The organism is Flavobacterium oreochromis, from assembly GCF_019565455.1.
Lineage (GTDB): Bacteria > Bacteroidota > Bacteroidia > Flavobacteriales > Flavobacteriaceae > Flavobacterium > Flavobacterium oreochromis.
In genome coordinates this window covers 1028020-1051461 of the sequence record NZ_CP067377.1, presented here as the reverse complement: position 1 = coordinate 1051461, position 23442 = coordinate 1028020, and the positions used below count along the sequence as shown (strand labels likewise).

Annotated in this window: 7 protein-coding genes; all 7 read left to right on the top strand. The window is 32.0% G+C overall.

Translation table 11 applies throughout. From position 1 onward, the window contains the following. Window positions 1-11: 11 nt before the first annotated feature. The 7 genes from JJC03_RS05160 (at window position 12) to JJC03_RS05130 (ending at window position 23413) form a co-directional block, all read left to right on the top strand. Window positions 12-4082, top strand: a complete 4071-nt coding sequence (locus JJC03_RS05160) for a PorP/SprF family type IX secretion system membrane protein (protein WP_235874134.1) — start codon at window positions 12-14, stop codon at window positions 4080-4082. 95 nt (window positions 4083-4177) lie between these two features. Then, window positions 4178-4765: a hypothetical protein gene (locus JJC03_RS05155; RefSeq protein ID WP_235874133.1), complete on the top strand. Its 588-nt coding sequence runs from the start codon at window positions 4178-4180 to the stop codon at window positions 4763-4765. Further along, window positions 4749-18461 carry a T9SS type B sorting domain-containing protein gene (locus JJC03_RS05150; RefSeq protein WP_235874132.1) on the top strand — a complete coding sequence of 4571 codons (13713 nt, stop codon included), beginning with the start codon at window positions 4749-4751 and terminating at the stop codon, window positions 18459-18461. Before JJC03_RS05155 ends, JJC03_RS05150 begins: the two co-directional genes overlap by 17 nt. A 15-nt stretch (window positions 18462-18476) precedes the next feature. Beyond that, complete coding sequence (locus JJC03_RS05145) at window positions 18477-19469, top strand: PorP/SprF family type IX secretion system membrane protein (RefSeq protein WP_088397491.1); 993 nt, start codon at window positions 18477-18479, stop codon at window positions 19467-19469. A gap of 102 nt (window positions 19470-19571) precedes the next feature. Next, window positions 19572-20759 carry a phosphoglycerate kinase gene (locus tag JJC03_RS05140; protein ID WP_088397490.1) on the top strand — a complete coding sequence of 396 codons (1188 nt, stop codon included), beginning with the start codon at window positions 19572-19574 and terminating at the stop codon, window positions 20757-20759. A gap of 103 nt (window positions 20760-20862) precedes the next feature. Then, a complete protein-coding gene (locus JJC03_RS05135) occupies window positions 20863-22908 on the top strand; it encodes a LysM peptidoglycan-binding domain-containing protein (protein ID WP_235874131.1) in 2046 nt (681 codons plus the stop codon). A 49-nt stretch (window positions 22909-22957) separates the two neighbouring features. After that, complete coding sequence (locus JJC03_RS05130) at window positions 22958-23413, top strand: GNAT family N-acetyltransferase (protein ID WP_088397488.1); 456 nt, start codon at window positions 22958-22960, stop codon at window positions 23411-23413. Window positions 23414-23442 lie beyond the last annotated feature (29 nt).

Below are 23442 nucleotides of genomic sequence, written 5' to 3'. Positions count from 1 at the left end.
TATAAAAAACTATGAAATTAAAGAATTTTAGCATTTTCATAATTAGTTTAGTTACAGTAAAACTAACTGGTCAAACACCTTTAAATGGAGTTAGACCATTTGATGTTTTAGCTAAAAATTCTTTAAAATTTAATAAATACATTATTAACCCTTCATTTAGTCACGTTCGTGAAGACGAATCATTTATTAGTTTTTATAATAAAAGAAAATGGATTGGTTTTGAAAATTCAAGAACAGACTACTTCTTTAGTTTATCTAGTAAATTCCAAGATTCAAACGCTTACGGAATTGGAGTATTTCAAAACACTGAAAGTATTTATTCTACATTTGGAGTAGTAGGAAATTTTGCGAGAAATGTAGAAATTCTACAAGATTCAAATTTTACTTTTGGTTTAAATTTAGCCTATGTGAATAGTGGTATTAATTCAAGTAAAATTATAACTAATATTCCTGAATCTGTTCTAAATTCTTTAGCTAAGTACTCTTTAATTTCTATTAATCCAGGAGTTAATTTTGGAACAGGTTTTTTTGATATTGGTATAGTAGCAAATAACTTGTTTTATTACAATTTTAACCCATCTGGTGTAATACAAGGTAATCCAGCTAAAAATTTTGGATTACACGCTATGTATACAGGCTATATAGATCGTGATGGTATTTTTGAAAAAGCTAAATTTTCAGCTTTAGGTCGTGCTGAAATAGGTACAGGATATACAGGATTTGGAGCATCATTACTTTTAAATGCTCCAAAAGCAGGTTGGATTCAAGCAGGTTATGATAGTTTAAACGGTATTAATGCTGGTATTGGCTTTATATTAGCTAAAAGATTTTCAATTGGATATGGAATAGAAAAACCTTTAGCTAATTTTTCTAATTTTGGTTTATCTCATGAATTTACCTTAGCTTATAAACTAAGAGGTTATGGTGATTATGAAGATGAGCAACCTATTGTAAAAGCCAGTAATAAAACTAATCCTAAGTCTAATGATAAAGCAGTTGCTATTAAAAAGAAAAATCCACAAGAATTAGCTAAAGAAAGAGCTGCAGAATTAGCATTAAAGCAACAACAAGAAAAATTACGCTTAGAAGCAGAACGTTTAAGAAAAGAAAAAGAACTTGCAGAAGCTAAGGCTAAGGCAGAAGAAGCAGCTCGATTAAAAGCAGAACAGGATCGTTTAGCTGCTTTAAAAGCAAAAGAAGAAGCAGAAGCTAGAGCAAAAGCAGAGATGGAAGCTCGATTAAGAGCAGAACAAGATAAAAATAAAGCATTATCAGAAGCTGAGCGTCAACGTCAAGAACGTTTGGCTAATGAAGCAAGATTAAAAGCAGAAGCTGCAGCTAAGCTAAAAGCGGAACAAGAACGTTTAGCAAAAGAAAAAGCAGAGGCATTAGCACGTGAAAAATCAGAACAAGAACGTCTGGCTAAAGAAAGAGCAGAAGCCGCACGTTTAGCTAAGGAAAAAGCAGAAGTATCAACACGTGAAAAATCAGAACAAGAACGATTAGCTAAAGAGAAAGCAGAAGCTGCACGTTTAGCTAAGGAAAAATCGGATGCAGAAGCAAAAGCTAAAGCAGAAGCATTAGCACGTGAAAAATCAGAACAAGAGCGATTAGCTAAAGAGAAAGCAGAAGCTGCACGTTTAGCTAAGGAAAAATCGGATGCAGAAGCAAAAGCTAAAGCAGAAGCATTAGCACGTGAAAAATCAGAACAAGAGCGATTAGTTAAAGAGAAAGCAGAAGCTGCACGTTTAGCTAAGGAAAAATCGGATGCAGAAGCAAAAGCTAAAGCAGAAGCATTAGCACGTGAAAAATCAGAACAAGAGCGATTAGCTAAAGAGAAAGCAGAAGCTGCACGTTTAGCTAAGGAAAAATCGGATGCAGAAGCAAAAGCTAAAGCAGAAGCATTAGCACGTGAAAAATCAGAACAAGAGCGATTAGCTAAAGAGAAAGAGGAGGCTGCACGTTTAGCTAAGGAAAAATCGGATGCAGAAGCAAAAGCTAAAGCAGAAGCATTAGCACGTGAAAAATCAGAACAAGAGCGATTAGCTAAAGAGAAAGAGGAGGCTGCACGTTTAGCTAAGGAAAAATCGGATGCAGAAGCAAAAGCTAAAGCAGAAGCATTAGCACGTGAAAAATCAGAACAAGAGCGATTAGCTAAAGAGAAAGAGGAGGCTGCACGTTTAGCTAAGGAAAAATCGGATGCAGAAGCAAAAGCTAAAGCAGAAGCATTAGCACGTGAAAAATCAGAACAAGAACGATTAGCTAAAGAGAAAGAGGAGGCTGCGCGTTTAGCTAAGGAAAAATCGGATGCAGAAGCAAAAGCTAAAGCAGAAGCATTAGCACGTGAAAAATCAGAACAAGAGCGATTAGCTAAAGAGAAAGAGGAGGCTGCACGTTTAGCTAAGGAAAAATCGGATGCAGAAGCAAAAGCTAAAGCAGAAGCATTAGCACGTGAAAAGTCAGAACAAGAACGATTAGCTAAAGAGAAAGAGGAGGCTGCACGTTTAGCTAAGGAAAAATCGGATGCAGAAGCAAAAGCTAAAGCAGAAGCATTAGCACGTGAAAAATCAGAACAAGAGCGATTAGCTAAAGAGAAAGAGGAGGCTGCACGTTTAGCTAAGGAAAAATCGGATGCAGAAGCAAAAGCTAAAGCAGAAGCATTAGCACGTGAAAAGTCAGAACAAGAACGATTAGCTAAAGAGAAAGAGGAGGCTGCACGTTTAGCTAAGGAAAAATCGGATGCAGAAGCAAAAGCTAAAGCAGAAGCATTAGCACGTGAAAAATCAGAACAAGAACGATTAGCTAAAGAGAAAGAGGAGGCTGCACGTTTAGCTAAGGAAAAATCGGATGCAGAAGCAAAAGCTAAAGCAGAAGCATTAGCACGTGAAAAGTCAGAACAAGAACGATTAGCTAAAGAGAAAGAGGAGGCTGCACGTTTAGCTAAGGAAAAATCGGATGCAGAAGCAAAAGCTAAAGCAGAAGCATTAGCACGTGAAAAGTCAGAACAAGAACGATTAGCTAAAGAGAAAGAGGAGGCTGCACGTTTAGCTAAGGAAAAATCGGATGCAGAAGCAAAAGCTAAAGCAGAAGCATTAGCACGTGAAAAATCAGAACAAGAACGATTAGCTAAAGAGAAAGCAGAAGCTGCACGTTTAGCTAAGGAAAAATCGGATGCAGAAGAAGAAGCTCGTAGAGAGGCTTCTAAAACAGCAGAGGATAAAGAAATAGATAATTTATCAAACGTTATAGAAGATTCTCAAAAGTTACAAACAGAATCGATTAAAAAATTCCAAAGCATAGTAGTAGAAAAAGAAAAAGAATTAATAGCTATGCGTAAAGCAAATGATGATTCTGAAAAAGGAATTGTGGCTCCTGTTCAAGAAGTAGAATTCAAGAGTATGAGTCAAGCTAATAAAGCTATAGAATCATTAAAAAATGAAATAGCATTAAATATAAAACAACAAGATCAGTTTATTACAGAGTATCAGACTTTAGCTGCGGAGCGTTTGAAAAAAATACCCAATAAAAACGATGCTATAAATCAGTCTTATCTAAAAACAATAGAAAAATTAAAACAAGACAAAGCTAGATCAGAAGAAGAAAGTCGACAGTTAATTATTAAATTAGAGGATATCAAAACTCAAACTGAAATTGAAAAAAGACGTCGTATTAAGCGAGCAAATTTTGAGGATGCTTCCGCTAAATATCAAAAAGACCGTGCTACTTTGAGTCAAATTAAATCAAGTATAAAACCAACAGGTCAAATTTTTAAATCGAGTGATTTTGATTATGGAGACAGCGATCAGATTAATATGCAAATTGTTAAGAATGTAGCTAATGAAAAACCTGGTTTTTATATGGTATTAGCTACTCACAAAGATGAGACTAGAAGAGATGCTTTTATTAAAAAGGCGATTCAAGCAGGAGAAACTAATATTGATTTCTTCTATGATGTAAGTACAGGTACTTATTTCATCTATACTAAACACTATGATGAAATAAATGAAGCGGATGATGCTATGAAAAATAAAGGAGATAAACCTTATAATGATAAAATGGTGATCATTAAGATAGAAAAATAAATTTTTTAAATTTCTATACTATTTGTTAATTAAACAATTGATAAAACATAAAAATTATATAACTTTATAAGTTTTAAATAATAAACGAACGCCCTATGAGATCGACTTATTACTTATGTATTTTATTATTTTGGAGTTTAGGATTTCATCAGTCCTTTGCGCAAAATTTTAAGGATTTTTCTGCAATCAATCAAACAAATGGTTTTAATGCGGATATATTATTAATAGGAAATAATAATTTATCGGTAGATAAAACTTTACCATATAATGGCAGTGCTTATAATGATGATGTAAGTATGCAATATGTAGATATTGATACAGATAGAAATACTTATAACTCTAGTACTGCTAAGCTAACAATACCTGTAGCTTATCAAGCGTGTTATAAAGTTAAATATGCCGCATTATATTGGGCGGGAATTTATGAAAGTAGGGCTTTAGATATAACTAAAGTAAAGTTAAAGCTTCCAGGAGCTACTAATTATCAAGATATAGTAGGTAATCTTATTCATGATGGAGCTAGTATTGTTAATAAACCATATGCAGCTTATGCAGATATTACTAATTTATTGAATGGAGGAGGAGATGTTCAAGGTGATTATACTGTGGCCAATATTCCTTGTTCAACAGGTAAGGTTGTAGGGGGGTTACTCAGCAGGGTGGCATTTGTATATTATATATGAAAACCCTAATTTACCAGCTAAAAATATTACTTCTTTCAATGGATTCATCCAATTATATAATGGTATAAGTAAAGATAATCAAATAACTGTTAATGTTAATGGATTTAAAACTATACCTAATGGAAATGTAAATGCTTGGGTTGCATTTGGAGCATTAGAAGGAGATCAACAATTATCAGGTGATTTCTTTAAAATTAATAATGTACTTATGGAACCTCCTTTAAGGAAAATTAATCAATTTGTTGGTGATAATAGACAAAATTTCTTTAATAGTACTTTAACGGATCCTTTAGGTTCTTTACCAGGTAGAAATCCTAGTAGCAGTAATACATTAGGTTATGATGCGGGGATTTTTAAAGTGGCTAATCCTAGTAACTCCGTAATAAAAAATAATGATATAAGTGCTTCAATTAGTTTGGGTACGAATAGTGATCGATACTATGTTTTTTTTACAGCTTTTGCAGTTGATGTTATAGGTCCTAAAATTGTACTAAGAAAAAATGTAACGAATAATGCTGATCAAGATATTTCCAATCAAAGTGTTAATATATGTGATGAAATTAATTATAATATATATTTTGATAACATAGGTAATGATGATGCACAAGGTTTAGCCTCCCATAAGTATGGTACTAATTATGTATTATTAAAAGATATTCTTCCTCAAAATGTCAATTTACAGGATATTACATCTGATGATGTAAGATTAAATGCTGAAATTAAAAGAGAGGTAAATCCAGCTAATCCTAGGGAGTTATTTATTTACATTCCTAAAAAATATTTAATAAAAGATGCTCCAGAGTATTCTATAAAGATTAAAGTAAAAGTGGCTTGTTCTTGTCCTGAATTTACTGCAGCATGTTCAAATGAAATTAAAAACCAAGCTTTTGTTGAATACAGTGGTGTTATTAATAATATAGAAAATCATAACGATCCTAGTTATTCACAAATAGATCCCAATTGTTTAGTAGGTTCTACAAATTCTACAAACTTTATAGTCGGCTTAGATAAAAGTTGTAATTTTACAGAAGAAGTTTTTTATTGCGGTACTACAACAAAATTAAAAGCTGGAAATAATTATAAAAATTATGTTTGGACAGGTCCAGCAGGAGCAATTTTTCTTCCGAATAACACTAGTCAAGAAGTAGAAGTAAATTTACCAGGTACTTATACTGTAACAGGAACAGATCCTCTTTGTAGAACAATTGTTCAAACATTTAAAGTTAAACTTTATGGATCAGATCTTCAAAATCCTTTGATTAAATATGATAACAGTTTAAATCCAGTTCTATGTTCAGATTCAGGTGAAAGGATTCCTATTATTTACTTATGTGGTAAGAATGATAGTAAATTATTACAACCTAATATAACAGGTACTATAAAAGTAGAATGGCAATTATATGATGAAACAAAAGCAACTTGTGGTCCTTATAATCCTGTAACAAATTGTCCTGTAACAGATGATTTGTGTTGGACTAAAATAGTAGAAGCAAATGAATATACCGTTTCTAATGAAGGAAAATATAGACTGATTTTTACTTTTGTTGGGGGATGTACAAAAACTTTTTATTTTAATGTCTATAAAAATTTAACAGAAACAGAAGTTTCAGTACTACCTATTGTATGTGGTGCTCCTGGTTCTATAACAGTCACAAAACCGGTTAATAGTACAGGAAGATTTCAATTTCAATTGGTACAACCTAATGGAACATTAGGAGTTTGGACAACAAATCCTGTATTTCCAATATTAACAACAGGTAATTATTCTGTAAATGTAAAAGATACTACAGTTCCTGGTTCATGTCAAATTACTATTGATAATATTGGTGTACCTGCTAATAATATTGTAGTTTCGGCAACTGTTACTCAACCTAAATGTAATGGTGATTTAGGTTCTGTTAACCTAGGAGTATCAGGGGTAAATGGTCCTTATACTTATACTTTATATCAAGGTACAGATGCAACAGGATTAATTGTAGGTAGTTCAGTTACTACCACACAAGCATATAATATATTTGATAAATTAACTCCAGGCTTATCATATTATTGGATAGTTACTACTCCAAGTTGTACAAAAAATGGAACATTTGTTTTAACGAATCCAGATAAATTAATATTAAAACCTTCTTTGACCAAACCATTAACAGATTGTACGAATGGTGAAATTACAATATCTGCAACAGGAGGTACACCTCCATATTATTTCTATTTAAATAGTGCTCCCCCTGCCCCATTTTTAGCTACTAATGTTATTAGTGTTACTACACCAGGAATAAATACAATTACAGTATATGATGCTAATAATTGTACTCAAACAGAGCAGATTAATGTGGTAAAAGTACCAGCTCCAACGTATACCGTGAGTTATACAGACGTAAAATGTTACAATGATAATTCTGGAACAATTACATTTAATGTTACCAATGCAAATGGAAATACGTTAGCTTATAGTATTACTGGAGGTGCACCTTTTTCAAATAATCCATCATTTGCAAATTTGGCACCAGGCGTTTATACTCCTGTAATTCAATATACAATAGGCACTGCCATTTGTACAAAAACAGAACCTAATATTACAATTTCTCAACCAGCAACCCCATTAACTGCTTCGGGTGGTGTTATGGCATTAGCATGTAATACTACTGGAGGAACTGGTATCATACGTATTACTAATGTAGAAGGAGGAAAACCTTTTACAGGACCTTCGCCATATCAATATAATTTTGGTACTGGTTGGACTAACGTAAATCAAGCATCAGTGTTACCAGGTACTTATACTGTTTATGTTAGAGATGCTGCGGATTGCGTATTCCCTATGACAGTTACCTTAGATCCTATTCCACCAGATCCAACCATTAATTTATCAGCACCAGCATTTAATTGTAATGGTTCTGCAACTAGTACTGTGACAGTTAATAGTGGTTCTTCTGCTTATACATATACGTATTCAATTACACCTGCTTTAACTCCTCCACATGATCCTAATTCAAATGTTTTTCAAAATGTTCAATGTGGAAATTCAACTATAACGGTAAATTATAATTTAACAAATCCACCTACTTTTAGTAATTTATTAAAAGAAGATTTTGGTAATGGTGATGACACAACGTCACCAGGAATTAATTCTAATTATTGTTTTGAAAGACAAATAAACAACCCTGCTATTTATTGTAAAAAAAGTGCAACAATAGAAGATGGTGATTATAGTGTTACTGAAAGAATTGAAAATTTATATGGTGGTCTTTGGTATTCTTATAAAGATCATACAAGTAATGGAACAGTTAATAATGGTAGATTTTTAGCTGTAAATATTGGTGGTGCTGCAGGTGTTGGAGGTATTTTATATAGTAAGCCTATTAAAGATATAATTCCTAATCAAAATATTAGAGTATCTTTATGGGCGGGAAATATAATGTCTTCGACTTCAGGGCCAAGTTTTGCAGATCCTAATTTAACAATACAATTAATAAAGGATTTAGGTTTACCTACCCAAGCTGTAATTGCTACACAAAATACTGGAAGTGTTCCAAAAAATCAGCAATGGAATAAATATTTAATTCAATTAAATCCAGGTAATAACTCTAATTTAAGTTTTGTTATTCGATCTAATTTAGATGTTTTAAATGGTAATGACGTAGTAATAGATGATATAGAAGCATATCAAATGCCAATTACTTGTCTTACTACAAAAACTATTCCTGTTAATATTCCATGTGGACAAGCTTTTTCAGCTGAAATAACAGGACATAAAGATATAAGTTGTGCAGGATTAAATGATGCTACAATTACGATAGCTGCAAAAAATTTTAATACTGTTTCAGGCTATCAAGTTTCTATGAATAATGGTACTACTTGGACATCTTATAAAACATCTCCTGTAACAATAACTGTTCCAGCAACCGGATATCCAGGATTTGTATTAGTAAAATACGATTTGACTCCTGCTAATTCAGCATGTAGTTTTAATTTACCACAAGTTATAGTTGTACCAGCTCAGTTACAAGTACAAACTAATATAACTTCTGCTACTTGTACTACTGGAGCTATTGTGTCTGTAACAGCTAATGGTGGTACTCCTGCTTATCAATATCAATTAGAAACTCCTGCTGGTGTTCCTGTCTTAACTTATCAATCAAGTAATAAGTTTAATAATGTTGCACCAGGTAATTATGTAGTTCTAGTAAAAGATGCTAATGGATGTACAGAAAAAATAACAATTAATATTGGAATTGCTCCTAAGCCAACTATACAGGTATTAGCTACATCTGATTTTTGTTATGATGGAATTGATGCAGCTACTATAGCAGTAAGTGCATCAGGAGGTACTCCAGGTTATCAATATCAATTAGAGAATAATACAGGAACTGTTTTAATCCCTTTCCAAAATAGCGCTACTTTTTCAAATTTAACACCAGGAAGTTACATTGTAGTAGTTCGAGATACTTTTGGTTGTACAGCGGCTACATCTGTACAACAAATTAATTCGCAATTAACTGCGTCAGCTACTTTAATAAAAGATGCTGATTGTAATCCGTTGAATCCAAATGCAGAAATTATACTTACAGTTTCAAATGGTTATCCAAGTTATTCATACCAAGTAAGTACTGATGGAGGTATTAATTATATTCCAGCAACACCTACACCTATAGCAAGTTTACCTTTCAAATATGTAATACCTCCAGTTTCTGCTAATACTAATTATCAATTTTTAATAACCGATTTAAAAGGTTGTAAAGTAACTACTAATACCATAACTGTTAAAAAATTAGAACCTATAATAGCTAATCCTTCTACTGTAGCTGTAACTTGTAATGGAGCAGCAGATGGAAGTGTTACTTTTGCACCTACAGGTGGTGCTGGTGGTTATCAAATTAATTTTAATAATACAGGTTTTTCAAATCAAACTACCTATGCAAGTTTAGCACAAGGAACTTATAATTATATTATTAGAGATGTTAAGCAGTGTACCATTTCAGGATCTATTACAATTAATCAACCGGATGTTTTAAAGGCTACAGCGGTATTAAGTCCTAATTATACTTGTACAAGTAATGCAACCATTACAGTTACTGTATTGCCTAATGAAAGCGGTGCAGGTACGGTTGAGTATAGTAATAATAATGGTGTTACATGGCAAACAAGTAATATTTTTAATAATTTAACAGCTGGTACCTATACCATAGTAGTGCGAGATAAAAATGGTTGTCGTTTTACGATTAATCCTCCATTTGTAGTAGTTCCATTAACTCCTCCAACGGATTTAACGGTTACTCCTACTTCTTCCATGACTTGTCCTTCTAAAACTATTAATGTACAAGTTACAGTTACAGGAGGTAGCTCACCTATTCAATATGCTATAACAACACCAGTTGCATTTGCTGCAACAAATTCTACGGGGACCTTTACGAACTTACCTACAGGTACATACACTTTTGTCGTAACAGATGCAAAAGGTTGTAGTTATTCGGAAAACTATACTGTTAATCCATTACAAGATATGTCTATTTCTAATAGAGTTTTATCTCATGTAAAATGTTTAAAAGGAACTGAAGGATCAGCGGAAGTATCAGTTTCAAATTTTGGAGCAGGATATACTTACGTAGTGACTGGTCCTACTGCTTCTGTAGGTACCGGAACTACATCTCCTTTTGTATTAAATAATTTATCATCAGGTAATTATACGGTTGATGTTACTAATACTACTACAAAATGTAAGATAACAACTTCATTTGAAATTAAAACTCCTACAGTAGCATTAGATGCAACTTTAAAAGATGATCCTATTACTTGTCTAAAACAAGGAAGCATTATTGTTAATGCTACTGGAGGATGGGGAGGTTATACCTATACAATTAGTCCAGCTGTAGGTACTTTAACTGGTAATATATTTAGTAATTTACCTGCTAATAATTACACTGTAACTATTAAAGATGCTGGTGGATGCCAAGTTTCTAAGCAAATTATTTTAAATGATCCAACACGTCCTATGCTTACTTTAGCAGGAGGAACTGATTTTTGTTATGATAATAATGCAGCTTCTTTAGTTGTATCTGCTTCAGGTGGTGTTGCTCCTTATAGTTTTAGTTTAAATGGAGGTGCTTTTGTAGCTAGTAATACACCTACAAATAATCATACATTTAATGGCTTAATTCCGGGAACCTATACTGTATCTGTACAGGATGCTTATGGATGTACAAATGCAACATTATTTCAACAAACAATTAATAATCAGTTGAGCGCAACGATTACTTTAAACAAAGGATATGATTGTACTGTTACACCAGATGCTATTATAAGTGGTACCATTTCAAATGGTTATTTACCATATGGTAATTATGAAGTTAGTTATAATGGAGGTGTTTTTACTCCAGTAGGTACTATTACAGGTTCTACTTTTACATATCCCGTTTCTTTAGCTAATCCTGGTATTTATCAATTCCGTATTACAGATGCTAAGGGATGTATAACATCTACTAACATATTAGATATAAAAGCACGTTCTTTACCTAAATTATCATTAAATGTAACTAACCCAACTGTAAAATGTCATGGAGATGCTACAGGTGCTTTTACTTGGAGTGTTACAGATGGAACACCTGACTATACTATATCAGTTTTAAATACGACTACTGGAACTAATTATGGTACAAAAACAGCTGGTTTACCTGCTGGTGATTATTCAGTTACTGTTACAGATATAAAATCTTGTACAGATACTAAAACTTTTACTATTACAGAACCTCAATTGTTAGATTATACCACTAAAATAAATCCTATTACGTGTAATATTGCTACTAACACTTATAATCTAGGTTCTATATGTATAAATACTGATTTAGTAGGAGGAACATTACCTATTAAATTTACTTTAATTAATGCCTCAGGTGTACAAGTAGGTACTGATATAATTGTTAATTCTTTACCATTGGCTTCTACAGTTTGTTTCCCTAATATTGATTATGGAGTTTATACTGTAAAAGCAGTAGATCAAAATGATTGTTCAAAAGTAATTCCAAATCAAATTGTATCTAGTCCTCCTTCAGGTTTAACATTTAAATTTACAGGAGTGTCCACTTGTGCAACAGGTGCAAGTCTACAGGTAGATATTTCAGGAGGAATTATCGGACCAGGTACTTATCAATTTGGTATTGTTAATTTACCAGCAGCTCCATGGTCAAATACCCTTGTTAATTCTAATAATGGGCCTGCTTCTCATATTTTTAATGGATTAATTCCAGGAGCTAGTTATACTATTGTAGTATATGATACTACAACAGGATGTTATCATTTCCAAAAAGCTCCTGTTACACCTTCATTTATAAATCCTACCTTATCAGAGGTTATTAATAATGTAACTTGTAAAGGTGCTGCCGATGGAGCCATTAAATTTACTTTAGGTGGTTTAAGTACAGGAGTTACTCAGTTTTCGTATCAATTAATTAATGCTGCCACTAATTTAAATATAGGAGCACCTGTACTAATAAATGCACCTTTTGTTTATCCATATTCAATAAATCCTTTAGCACCAGGTTTATATAATATTTTGATACGTGAAATAAATGGAGCAAATGCAGGATGTGGAAAAACTTTTGGTCCTTATGAAATAAAAGAGTCTGCAACAGATTTAACTCTTAATTTAACAAGTAAAAATGATAATTGTAAAATAAATGCTGGTACTATTACAGCTGCTGCTTCAGGAGGAACAGGACCTTACTTGTATCAAGTATTTGTTGATTCTGGGGTAACTGGGGTAATAGATGGTACTGATCCAGTAATTACTGATCCTGCATTTATAAATTCTTTCAATAGTGCATCAAATGTATTTAATTTAGAAGGAGGAAAATATATAGTGTATGTAAAAGATGCTTATGGTTGTATTAAATTTAATTTTTCTACTGTTCTTCTAGATCCTGAACCCGTTATTGCATTAAATATAAATGATTTATGTGCGACTGAAGGAAATTTTGCTATCAACGTAGCACTTACAACTTCTGGTATTGCTCCTCATGTGTACAGTATAGATGGTGGGGTCTTTCAAGCAGAAACTGCACCGTTTACAATTTCTAATCTTTTTTCAGGTGTGCACACTGTTGAAGTAAAAGATAAAAATAATTGTACTAATAAGGTTACTGTTACAATTTTAAAACCTTTAAAAGCAATTGGAGATTTTACAGTACTTCCTAATTGTAGTTCAGCTACAGGTACAATTACTATTAAGGCAAATGACGGAAGTGGTAACTATAGCTATACACAAACGGTTCCTGTTGGTACTACCAATACTACAGGTATTTTTACAGGTGTGCCATCAGGTAATTATACTTTTGAAGTAACAGATCTTACAACGAATTGTAAGGTAGTTATTCCTGTAAATTTAGCACCTGCTAAGAATATTGTTTTTAAACAAGCAACGGTTACTAATACTAAATGTATTGGCAGCAATGATGGTAGTATCACTGTAAATCTAGATGCTACTAATACAGATGCACCATATCAATATAGTATTGCTCCTGATCCAAAAGGTGTAGGAGTACAAAATACAAATCTTTTTACAGGTTTACCTAAAGGTAATTATGTTATTACAGTAACTTCTGCAAGAGGTTGTAAGGATGTTCAAAATGTATTTGTAGATGAGCCTAGTCCTATTAATATTACAACAGCTGTTACTCAGTTTGCGTGTAATCCTACAAACGCTTATAATTCTGCTCAAATTAATGTAACAGCTGTTACAGGAGGTGCAGGAGGTATATTAGGTACAGCAGGATCAGGAGGTCTGTCAGTATATCCTATTTATGAGTTTGAACTTGGAGGAGTAGTTTTACAATCAGGAGCTAGTCCTGTGTTTAGCACTTTAAATACTGCTGGTGGTTCCTATACAGTAAGAGTTTTTGATTCTAATAATTGTGTAGGAACAAAAATAGTTGATATCAATCCTATTACACCATTGAGTGCTACCATAGTGAAAAATCAAGCAATTGATTGTACACAAAATGAAATTATAACTATTAATGCCTTAGGAGGTTCAGGTAATTATAATTATCAAGTAATTCCTTTTGGTGCTGTTAATGTAGTACCAGGACCAGCTGCTAATCAATTTACAATTAGTGCGGCAGGTTCATATACTTTTCAAGTAACAGATGCAACTACAGGATGTTTTATACAAATTGGACATCAAATAAATGTATTTAAAAATTTAACTGCAACTTTAGCACCTGGTGCAAGTGTAAAATGTTTTGGTGATACTACAGGTGGAACTTTATTATTAAATGTTCAAGGTTATTCAGGTCCTTATACTTATACTTTATATGATAATACTAATACAGTAGTTGTTGGTCATAATGCTATTGTAGTTGATAATACTATAACAAATCCTTTTACAATATCAGGATTACAAGCAGGTACTTATACAGTTAAGATTAAGGAAAATAACTTCCCGAAATGTGATATTACAACAGCTTCAGTTAGTGTGGGAACTCCTACAAAATTAGCGATAACTGCTACTGTAGATAAAAATGATAATTGTAATCCTTTAGCAGGTGTGATCAAAGTTTTAGGTAATAACGGAACTCCTTCTTATTCTTATATAGTTTCGTTAGCTACAGATCCTGCTCCTACTGCTGGATCTATAGGATGGACAACTTCTACAGTCTTTAATCGTGATGGAGGTAATTATATTGCCTATGTAAAAGATGATAATAATTGTATTGCACAAGTACCAGTTGCATTGCCTACGGATACAAATCCAGTGTTAACACTTCCAGCCTTTGCGAATGATCAATGTACTTCTAATGGTACTAATTATTTAGTGACTGCTACTAGTGTTGTAGATGGAGTAGCTCCTTATACTTATAGTATCACAAACTCAAAAGGTACTAGCTCATTTATAAAGATAGATGCACCTTATATATTTGATGGATTAGTTGTAGGAAACAATACTATAACTATAAAAGATGCTAATGGATGTACTGATAGTAAATCAATTACTGTATATTCTCCATTAAATATTAATCCTACTATAGTTGCACAACCTAGTTGTAATACTAATGATGGTAAAATCACACTTACTGCTGTTGGTGGATCAGGTAATTATCAATATGAGTATGGGGCTATAGTAAATACTACAGGTATATTTATAGGCTTACCATTTGGAAATCTAAACTTTACTGTTAAAGATTTAACTACAAATTGTCCAAAGATTATTACAGTTCAGTTAGAAAAGCCAGAGGATGTATTAGTAAAATCTATCGAACTTACTTCTGTTATTTGTAAAGGGGATAGTAATGGACTAATTACAGTAAATTTAGAACCAGCTCCATCTAATGGGAACCCTATTTATACATATGCCTTAGTTTTTCCTTCACAACAGACAAGATCAGCACAAACTGATAATGTCTTTAAAGGATTACCAGCGGGTAATTATACTGTTGAAATTACATCAGGTAGAAACTGTAAAACTACTAAATTGGTTACAATCTCTGAACCTGCTGTTATTACAGTACCTCCTCCTGTTGTTAATCAGTTTGCTTGTACACCAAATACAAATTCTGTTAATGCTGCCTCAATTACTATTAATGGAGTAACTGGTGGTTCAGGTAATTATGTAAATTATGAATTTATTTTAAATGGTAAACAAGTTTATTTTGGTTCGCAAAAAACGTATACAACAACTGATGCGACAGGTGGAAAATATACTATAAACGTATATGATGATAAAGGATGTAAAGGTACAGTTACAGCTGATGTACTTCCTTTTGTTAGTATTTCTGGACCTAATATTTTTGTAAATAATGGTATTACATGTAAAAATGGAGAAGACATTACAGTAACTGTTACTACTACAGGTGCACCAGTTCCTGTTTACAATTACAATGTGACTAATATACTAACAGGAGTATCGCTTACAAATACTACAGGTATCTTTACTAATTTAGGAATTGGTAATTATATGGTTACAGTTACTAATCCTGTAACTAATTGTAGTGTTCAAAAAATACATTATATAGCGGATCCAAATACTTTTAATATAAAATTAGCTAATATTAAAGATGTAACTTGTAAAGGAAGTTTTACTGGTAGTGTAGATGTCTCTATAGTAGATGCTATATTAAGTAATGGAGACCAAGCGGGTGAGTTTAATTATACTGTTACAAATAATATTACTGGATTTAATTTAGTAGGTACTAGTACTACAGCAGGTCCAGTAACGATAAATAAACTTTCTGCGGGTACTTATACTTTGAATGTTACTTTAGTTAATAAACCTAATTGTACTTTTTCTTCTAATTTTACTATTAATGAACCAGTTAATGAGCTTACTATTGCCACTACTGAAGGATTATTAACTTGTACACCAGGTAATGATGGTTCTATTAGTGTAGTTGCAACAGGTGGTTGGGGTAATTATACTTATGCTATATCGCCAGTTGAAGGACAACAATTAACTCCAGGTGTATTTACTGGGTTATCTGGTAATTCTGCTTATACCGTAACAGTTAAAGATGCTAATAATTGTAGTGTAAACAAAGTGGTTAATTTGTTAAAACCACTTATTATAGATGCTCCTAATATTGCACCTATACAATTACGTTGTTTTGGTGTAAACGATGGTGTAGTACAAGTGTTAGGTGTAACAGGTGGTTATAATGTTCCTAATGGATATAATTATACATTACATTATGTAAATCCTGTAGGTACCACTTTTGGACCTCAAACATCTAATACATTTACTAATTTAGCACCTGGACGTTATTACATTATCATTAATGATGCTTCTAATTGTCCATCTAGACAGTTATTCTTCGATGTATTACCTGCTAAAGAAATAAAAGCATCTTTATCATTAGTAGCTAACTCGCAAATTTGTGATACAAGTCAAGCTAGCTTAACACTTACTGCTACGGGAGGTACTGGTATATTTGAATATAGTAATTCCCTATCAGGACCATGGACACCTTTCGTTTCTCCGTTGAGATTAAACAATTTAGTTCCTGGTACATATAAGTATTATGTTCGTGATACAAATGCTTGTCAAGGAGTTGAAACAAATGGATATACAATTAGTGCTTTATCACCGTTTACAATTGATCCTATATTACCTATTAAAGTAAGTTGTTCATATGATAAAGCTAGAATCATTGCTCATGCAAACGGAGGACAAGGTAATTATACATTCGTTTTATTACCTGTAAATCAAGTCGTTGTTGCAAATAGTAAAAACGAAGGTATATTTGAGAATGTTCCAGTTGGAAACTATACAGTTCAAGTTAGAAGTGGTAATTGTACTTCTGTAAGTACTCCTGTATCTATTACGTCTCCAGCTGAGTTGAACTTTACGCTTAATGCAATTCAAACTACTTGTTCATATAATAGAGATGGAAAAATTGTAGTGAAATTAACTGGTATTGATAACCGTAAGTTACAATATTCAATTAGTTCGGCAGATGGTGTTCATACACATCAAGAAGTTTATACAGTTAGTGATGCTGATCTAGCGGCTGGAACTTTTACAATTAGTAATTTGAGACCAAGTACTTATGAGGTAAATGTATTTACAGTTTCTACTTCATGTCATCCACCAGTACAAACTATTCGTATTACAGCACCAGCTGAACTTAAAGCTACAGTTACAGGTATTGATGAAGTTTGTGCTAAGGAAAACAAAGGTGAAATTCATATTACAAATATTCAAGGTGGTACAGGACCTTATTATGTTACTAAAGAATATAAGATACATTATGATAACTCAAATCCACCAGTTGAAATTGATGATTCATACTATGAACCAATTAATAACTTAGATGGAGTAAACTCACATGTGTTTGATAATTTAGATGGTAAAAAATATTTAATTGCCATTAAAGATTCTGATGCTACAAATTGTAAGGCACCATATTTTATTACAATAGGCTCTGGAGACAGCTTCGAACCTTTGATTAATGTTACTTATCCTTGTAATCCATTGACAAATAAACCAATGGTGCGAATAGAAGTAATAAATAAATTAGGTCCTAAAGGTGCTTTTGTAGGTAATTATAAATTTAGTTTAGATAATTTAGCTTCTCAAACAAGTAATGTATTCTTATCTACTGATCCGAAATATATTAATCAGTTCTTAGCACCAGCATTTCATACCGTATTTGTTGAAGGTCCTAGCGGATGTCCAAATAATAATGTTCTTCCAACTCCGTTTATGGTAACTCCTTTAAACGAATTAGATGTTACATTAAGCATTTCTGGTCTTAATACAGCAATGGCAGTTGCAACAGGTGGTTCAGGTAATTATAAATATACATTCTTTGCAGATGGACAACAAATGCAATCAGGATCTAGTAACACTTTTATCTACTATCAACAGTATGAACAAATAAAAGTAATAGTTACAGATGATAGTGAATGTAATGATTCAGATGCTAAGCGTTTAACTTATATTCCAATTTGTATTCCTGATGTGATGACACCAGATGGAAACGGAGAAAATGATGACTGGGGTCCAGGTTGTGTTGATCCTATAGTTTATCCAAGATTAGTAACACATGTTTATGATCGTTACGGTCGTCTGATTGCGACACTGCCAGTTGGTGCAAGATGGAATGGAAAATATAATGGAAAAGAATTGCCTTCTGGTGATTACTGGTATGTTATAAAAGTAGATAATAATGATGGTAAAGAGTTTGTAGGTCACTTCACTCTTTATAGATAATTTAACTTTTGAGTTATGACAGTTCGTACACTATATAGTCAAACAAAGAAAGCTTTTACAATTCTAGCTTTTTCTATAGTATCCTCAGGTATTGCTCAGGAGTTACATTTACCTGCAGCTACTCAATATTTAGCAGACAATCCATTTGTTTTATCACCTACCTATGCTGGGATAGGTGATAATGCAAGGATTCGAGTTAATGGTTTTTTTCAATGGGTTGGTATAAAAGATTCACCTAACAATCAAGCAGCTTATTTTGATATGCGTATATTAGATCAATCAGGTATTGGTCTTCATGTTTACAATGATAGAAATGGGAATAGTCGCCAAATGGGAGCTAAAGTTTCATTTGCTCACCATATTATTTTAGATTATCCAAGTAAGCAATATCTTTCTTTTGGTATGTCCTATAATTATAATAATTTTAGACATGAAATTGAAAATTTTCAGACAAAAGATGGTAGTGTAAATAATGATCGCTTTATTAATAATAGCAACTTTGATGTTGGTTTTTTATATAGAAAAAATAAGTTTTATTTGAACTTTAATTTTAGTAACCTATTACCAAAAGATCTTCAAAAATTTCCGGTTTCACCAGAACCTAATCAATTGAGAAATTATCAACTCTATACAGGTTATGTTTTTAAAGGAAACCGTGATTCAAGAACCGAAATAGAACCTTCTGCTTATTTTCAATATTTTGAAAGTGATGGACGTTCCTCAACTGATGTCAATCTTAAGTATCGTTATATTGATTATCAACGTACAGGTTATTTTTGGTTAGGTGCAACTTATCGTTTCTTGAACGATCAACCTATGAAACCTTTATCTATAGGACCTATGATTGGGTTGAAAAAAGGAGGATTTTATGCGGGTTATGCTTATCAAATTACCACAAATGAATTATTAAATTATAATTCAGGTACACATATGATTACTTTAGGATGGGATTTCTTTCAAGGTATTAGTAATTGTCCTTGTACACAAAATTCTTTATCTGAAGACTAATATTTAAATTTTAAAAAATTAAGGCTAAAAAAACAGCTAGATTCTATATTTAGCCTTTTTTTAGCTTTTTTGTTTTATTTTTGTGTAAAAAAATACAACACGATGAAAACTATTTTTGATATTGATTTTAAAGATAAAAAAGCCTTAATTAGAGTTGATTTTAACGTGCCGTTAGATGAAAACTTTAATGTTACAGATACTACTCGTATTGAAGCTGCAAAGCCTACTATTGATAAAATTTTAAATGAAGGTGGTGCCGTTATCTTATTATCACATTTAGGAAGACCAAAAGGAGTACAAGATCAATTCTCTTTGAAACACATTGTATCTAGAACTGCTGAAATTTTAGGTAGACCTGTAACTTTTGCATCAGACTGTATAGGTTCTATTGCAGAAAATGCCGCAGCAAACGTTAAACCTGGTGATATTTTATTATTAGAAAATTTACGTTTTTATAAAGAAGAAGAAGAAGGAAATATTGAATTTTCTAAAAAATTAGCTTCTTTAGGTGATGTCTATGTAAATGATGCATTTGGTACAGCTCATAGAGCACATGCTTCTACAACTATAATAGCTCAATTTTTCCCTAATAATAAATGTTTTGGAGCTCTTTTAGCAAAAGAAATTGAAAGTTTAAATAAGGTTTTGAATAATAGTATAAAACCTGTGACAGCGGTGTTAGGAGGAAGTAAAGTATCTTCAAAGATAACAGTTATTGAAAATATTTTAGATAAAATTGATCATATGATTATTGGTGGAGGTATGACTTTTACCTTTATAAAAGCATTAGGTGGACAAATCGGTAATTCATTATGTGAAGATGATAAATTAGATTTAGCTCTTGAAATTCTTGAAAAAGCTAAATCAAAAGGAGTTCAAATTCATTTACCTGTTGATGTGTTGGCAGCTAATTCTTTTTCAAATACAGCAGATAAACAATTAGTAAATGTTAATATGATTCCTGATGGTTGGCTAGGTATGGATGTAGGACCTAAATCATTAGAGGCAATAAAAAATGTTATTCTAAATTCTAAAACTATTCTATGGAATGGTCCTTTAGGTGTTTTTGAAATGGATCATTTTGCAAACGGTACTATTGAATTAGGTAACTATATTGCAGAATCTACTCAAAATGGAGCTTTCTCTTTAGTAGGAGGTGGTGATAGTGTTGCTGCTGTAAAACAATTTGGTTTCGAACCTAAAATGAGTTATGTTTCAACAGGAGGTGGAGCAATGTTAGAGATGTTAGAAGGTAAAATTTTACCAGGAATTGCTGCTATATTAAATTAATTAAATTTTAACATTTTTTATTATTGTAAATCAAAATTAGGTTTTATGTTTGTAAATCTAATATAAATAGCTGGAAATAAGTTATTTAAATAAAATAAAGCTGATGATTAGAAAAAAACTTGCTCTCAATCTATTTTTACTGGTATCTGCTTTTGGAACTTATGCCCAAGATAAGATTCCTCAGGATTCTGTTTTAAAGCCTATTGTTAAAAGGTCTTATTTAGATTCTATTAAAAGTACTTTTGTAGTTAATGAAACTTTAGATTGTATTGATAATCAATATATAAAAGAATTATCAAATACTCAGGATATTTTTGACGGAATTGTTTCAGATATAAAAAATCTTGATTTAAATGCAAAAGTTGATTTTGATTTGCCAACAGATGTGTTTAAAGAAAGGTTGCGTTTATTAGATGAAAAATCTCCTTTTAATATAGAGTATAATCCTCAATTAGAAAATTTAGTTAAGAATTTTTTGAAAAACCGTAAGCGATCTTATGAACGTCTGATGGGTTTATCTCAATTTTATTTTCCTTTATTTGAAGAAGCAATGGCTCGTTATGACGTGCCTTTAGAAATAAAATACCTTTCAATAGTAGAATCTGCATTACGATCTAGTGCAGTATCAAGAGTAGGAGCTACAGGTTTGTGGCAGTTTATGTATGAAACAGGAAAACAATACGGTTTAAAAATTGACTCCTACATAGATGAACGTAAAGATACTTTTAAAGCTACTGATGCAGCCGCACGTTATATGCAAAGTATGTTTAAAATATTTGGAGATTGGGAACTTGTTTTAGCCTCTTATAATTCTGGTGCAGGAAATGTTAGTAAAGCCATTCGTCGTTCTGGTGGTTTCCAAAATTTTTGGAATATAAAGCACAAATTACCACGTGAAACGCAAAGTTATGTACCTGCCTTTTTAGCAACTATGTATATTTTTGAATATCACAAAGAACATGGTTTAGTACCTTATAAGCCCGTGGCAAAACATTTTGAAACAGATACAATTGCTTTAAAACGTAAGATAAGTTTTAAACAATTAGCTAGTTTATTAGATATGCCCGAGTCTGATATTGAATTTTTAAATCCTTCTTATAAAATGAAGGTTATTCCTTATGTTACAGGTAAGACTAATTTTGTTTGTTTACCAAAGAAGAAATTAGCAATTTTAGCCTCTAATGAAGAAAAAGTTTACGCTTATGTTGATCATATAGAAAGTAAAAGAGAAAAACCTTTTATAAGACAAATTAAACCGCGTATTATCAAAGAAATACTAGAAACTGAAAAAGTAGTTGAAGAAAGTTTAGTATCAAATAAAATTGAGACTAAAAAACCTTTGTTACAGAAACTTCATGTTGTAAGAAAAGGAGAAGATGCAAATGTACTAGCACAAAAATATAATGTGGCAGTTGCTGATATAAAAAGATGGAATCGATTGAGAGGTATTCACCTTTTAAGAGGATCAAAAATTAGAATTAAATACGATGAAACGAATACTATTGCAGCAAATACTGTTCAAGAGCCAGAAGAACGTAACCAAGTTGTATTAAATACACCAAGCAATACTTCAAAATTAAAAACACTCGATTTAGTTGTGCAAAAAGAATCAAAGGTTAAAAATGAATTAAATTCATCTAATAATGATACAGCTATTTCTGAACATATCGTTTTACAAGGAGAAACCCTTTATGGTATAGCTAAAAAGTATCATTTGTATGTATCTGATTTAAAAAAATGGAATCAAGTTGAAAGTGGATTAGTAACTCCAGGTGACGTTATAAAATTAGTTGAACCTAAACAAGAAGTTTTAGTTCAAATAGATTTATATACAGTAAAAAAAGGGGATAATTTTGGTAAAATAGCCAAAGCTTATGGTGTAACCGTTGATGAGTTATTGCAATGGAATGATAGAACATCAAAGGATATAAAAATAGGAGAACAATTAAAAATTGAAAAATCTATTGCCGCTAAGGTTGAATTACCTAAAAAGAAACTACCATTTGAAGAGCAAAAATTATATGTAGTTCAAAAAGGAGATTCCTTGTTTAAAATTTCTAAAAAATACAATACTACTGTTGCAGAGTTAAGAAAAAAGAATAATATAAAAGAAAATGATCTGCAACCAGGTATGAAAATAAAAATATAACATCAAAACAAGGACGCTTATGCGTCCTTGTTTTTTTAAACCAAAAAATATGCAAAAATTTAAAATAAAGCGTTTTAATGAGCTTTCTCTAGATGAATTATATAGTATCTTATTTTTGAGGTCAGAAGTGTTTGTAGTAGAACAAAATTGTGCTTATTTAGATATAGATAAGAAAGATTCAAAAGCAATTCATGTTTTAGGTTATATTAACGATGATTTAGCTAGTTATTGTCGTATGTTTAACGCAGGTGATTATTTTGAAGATTCTTCAATAGGTAGAGTAGTGGTCTCTCCTAAATATCGTAGTCTTAAGTTAGGTCATGAATTAATGAAAGTGGCTATTGATAGCTTAAAAACAACTTATAACCAGAAAAGTATTACAATATCTGCACAGGAATATTTAGTGAAATTTTACGAAACTCATGGTTTCGTACAAACATCAGAATCATATCTCGAAGACGATATACCTCATATAGAAATGAAAAGAAAAATAGAGGATGAATAAATTAATTATATATTTTACTTCATCCTCCA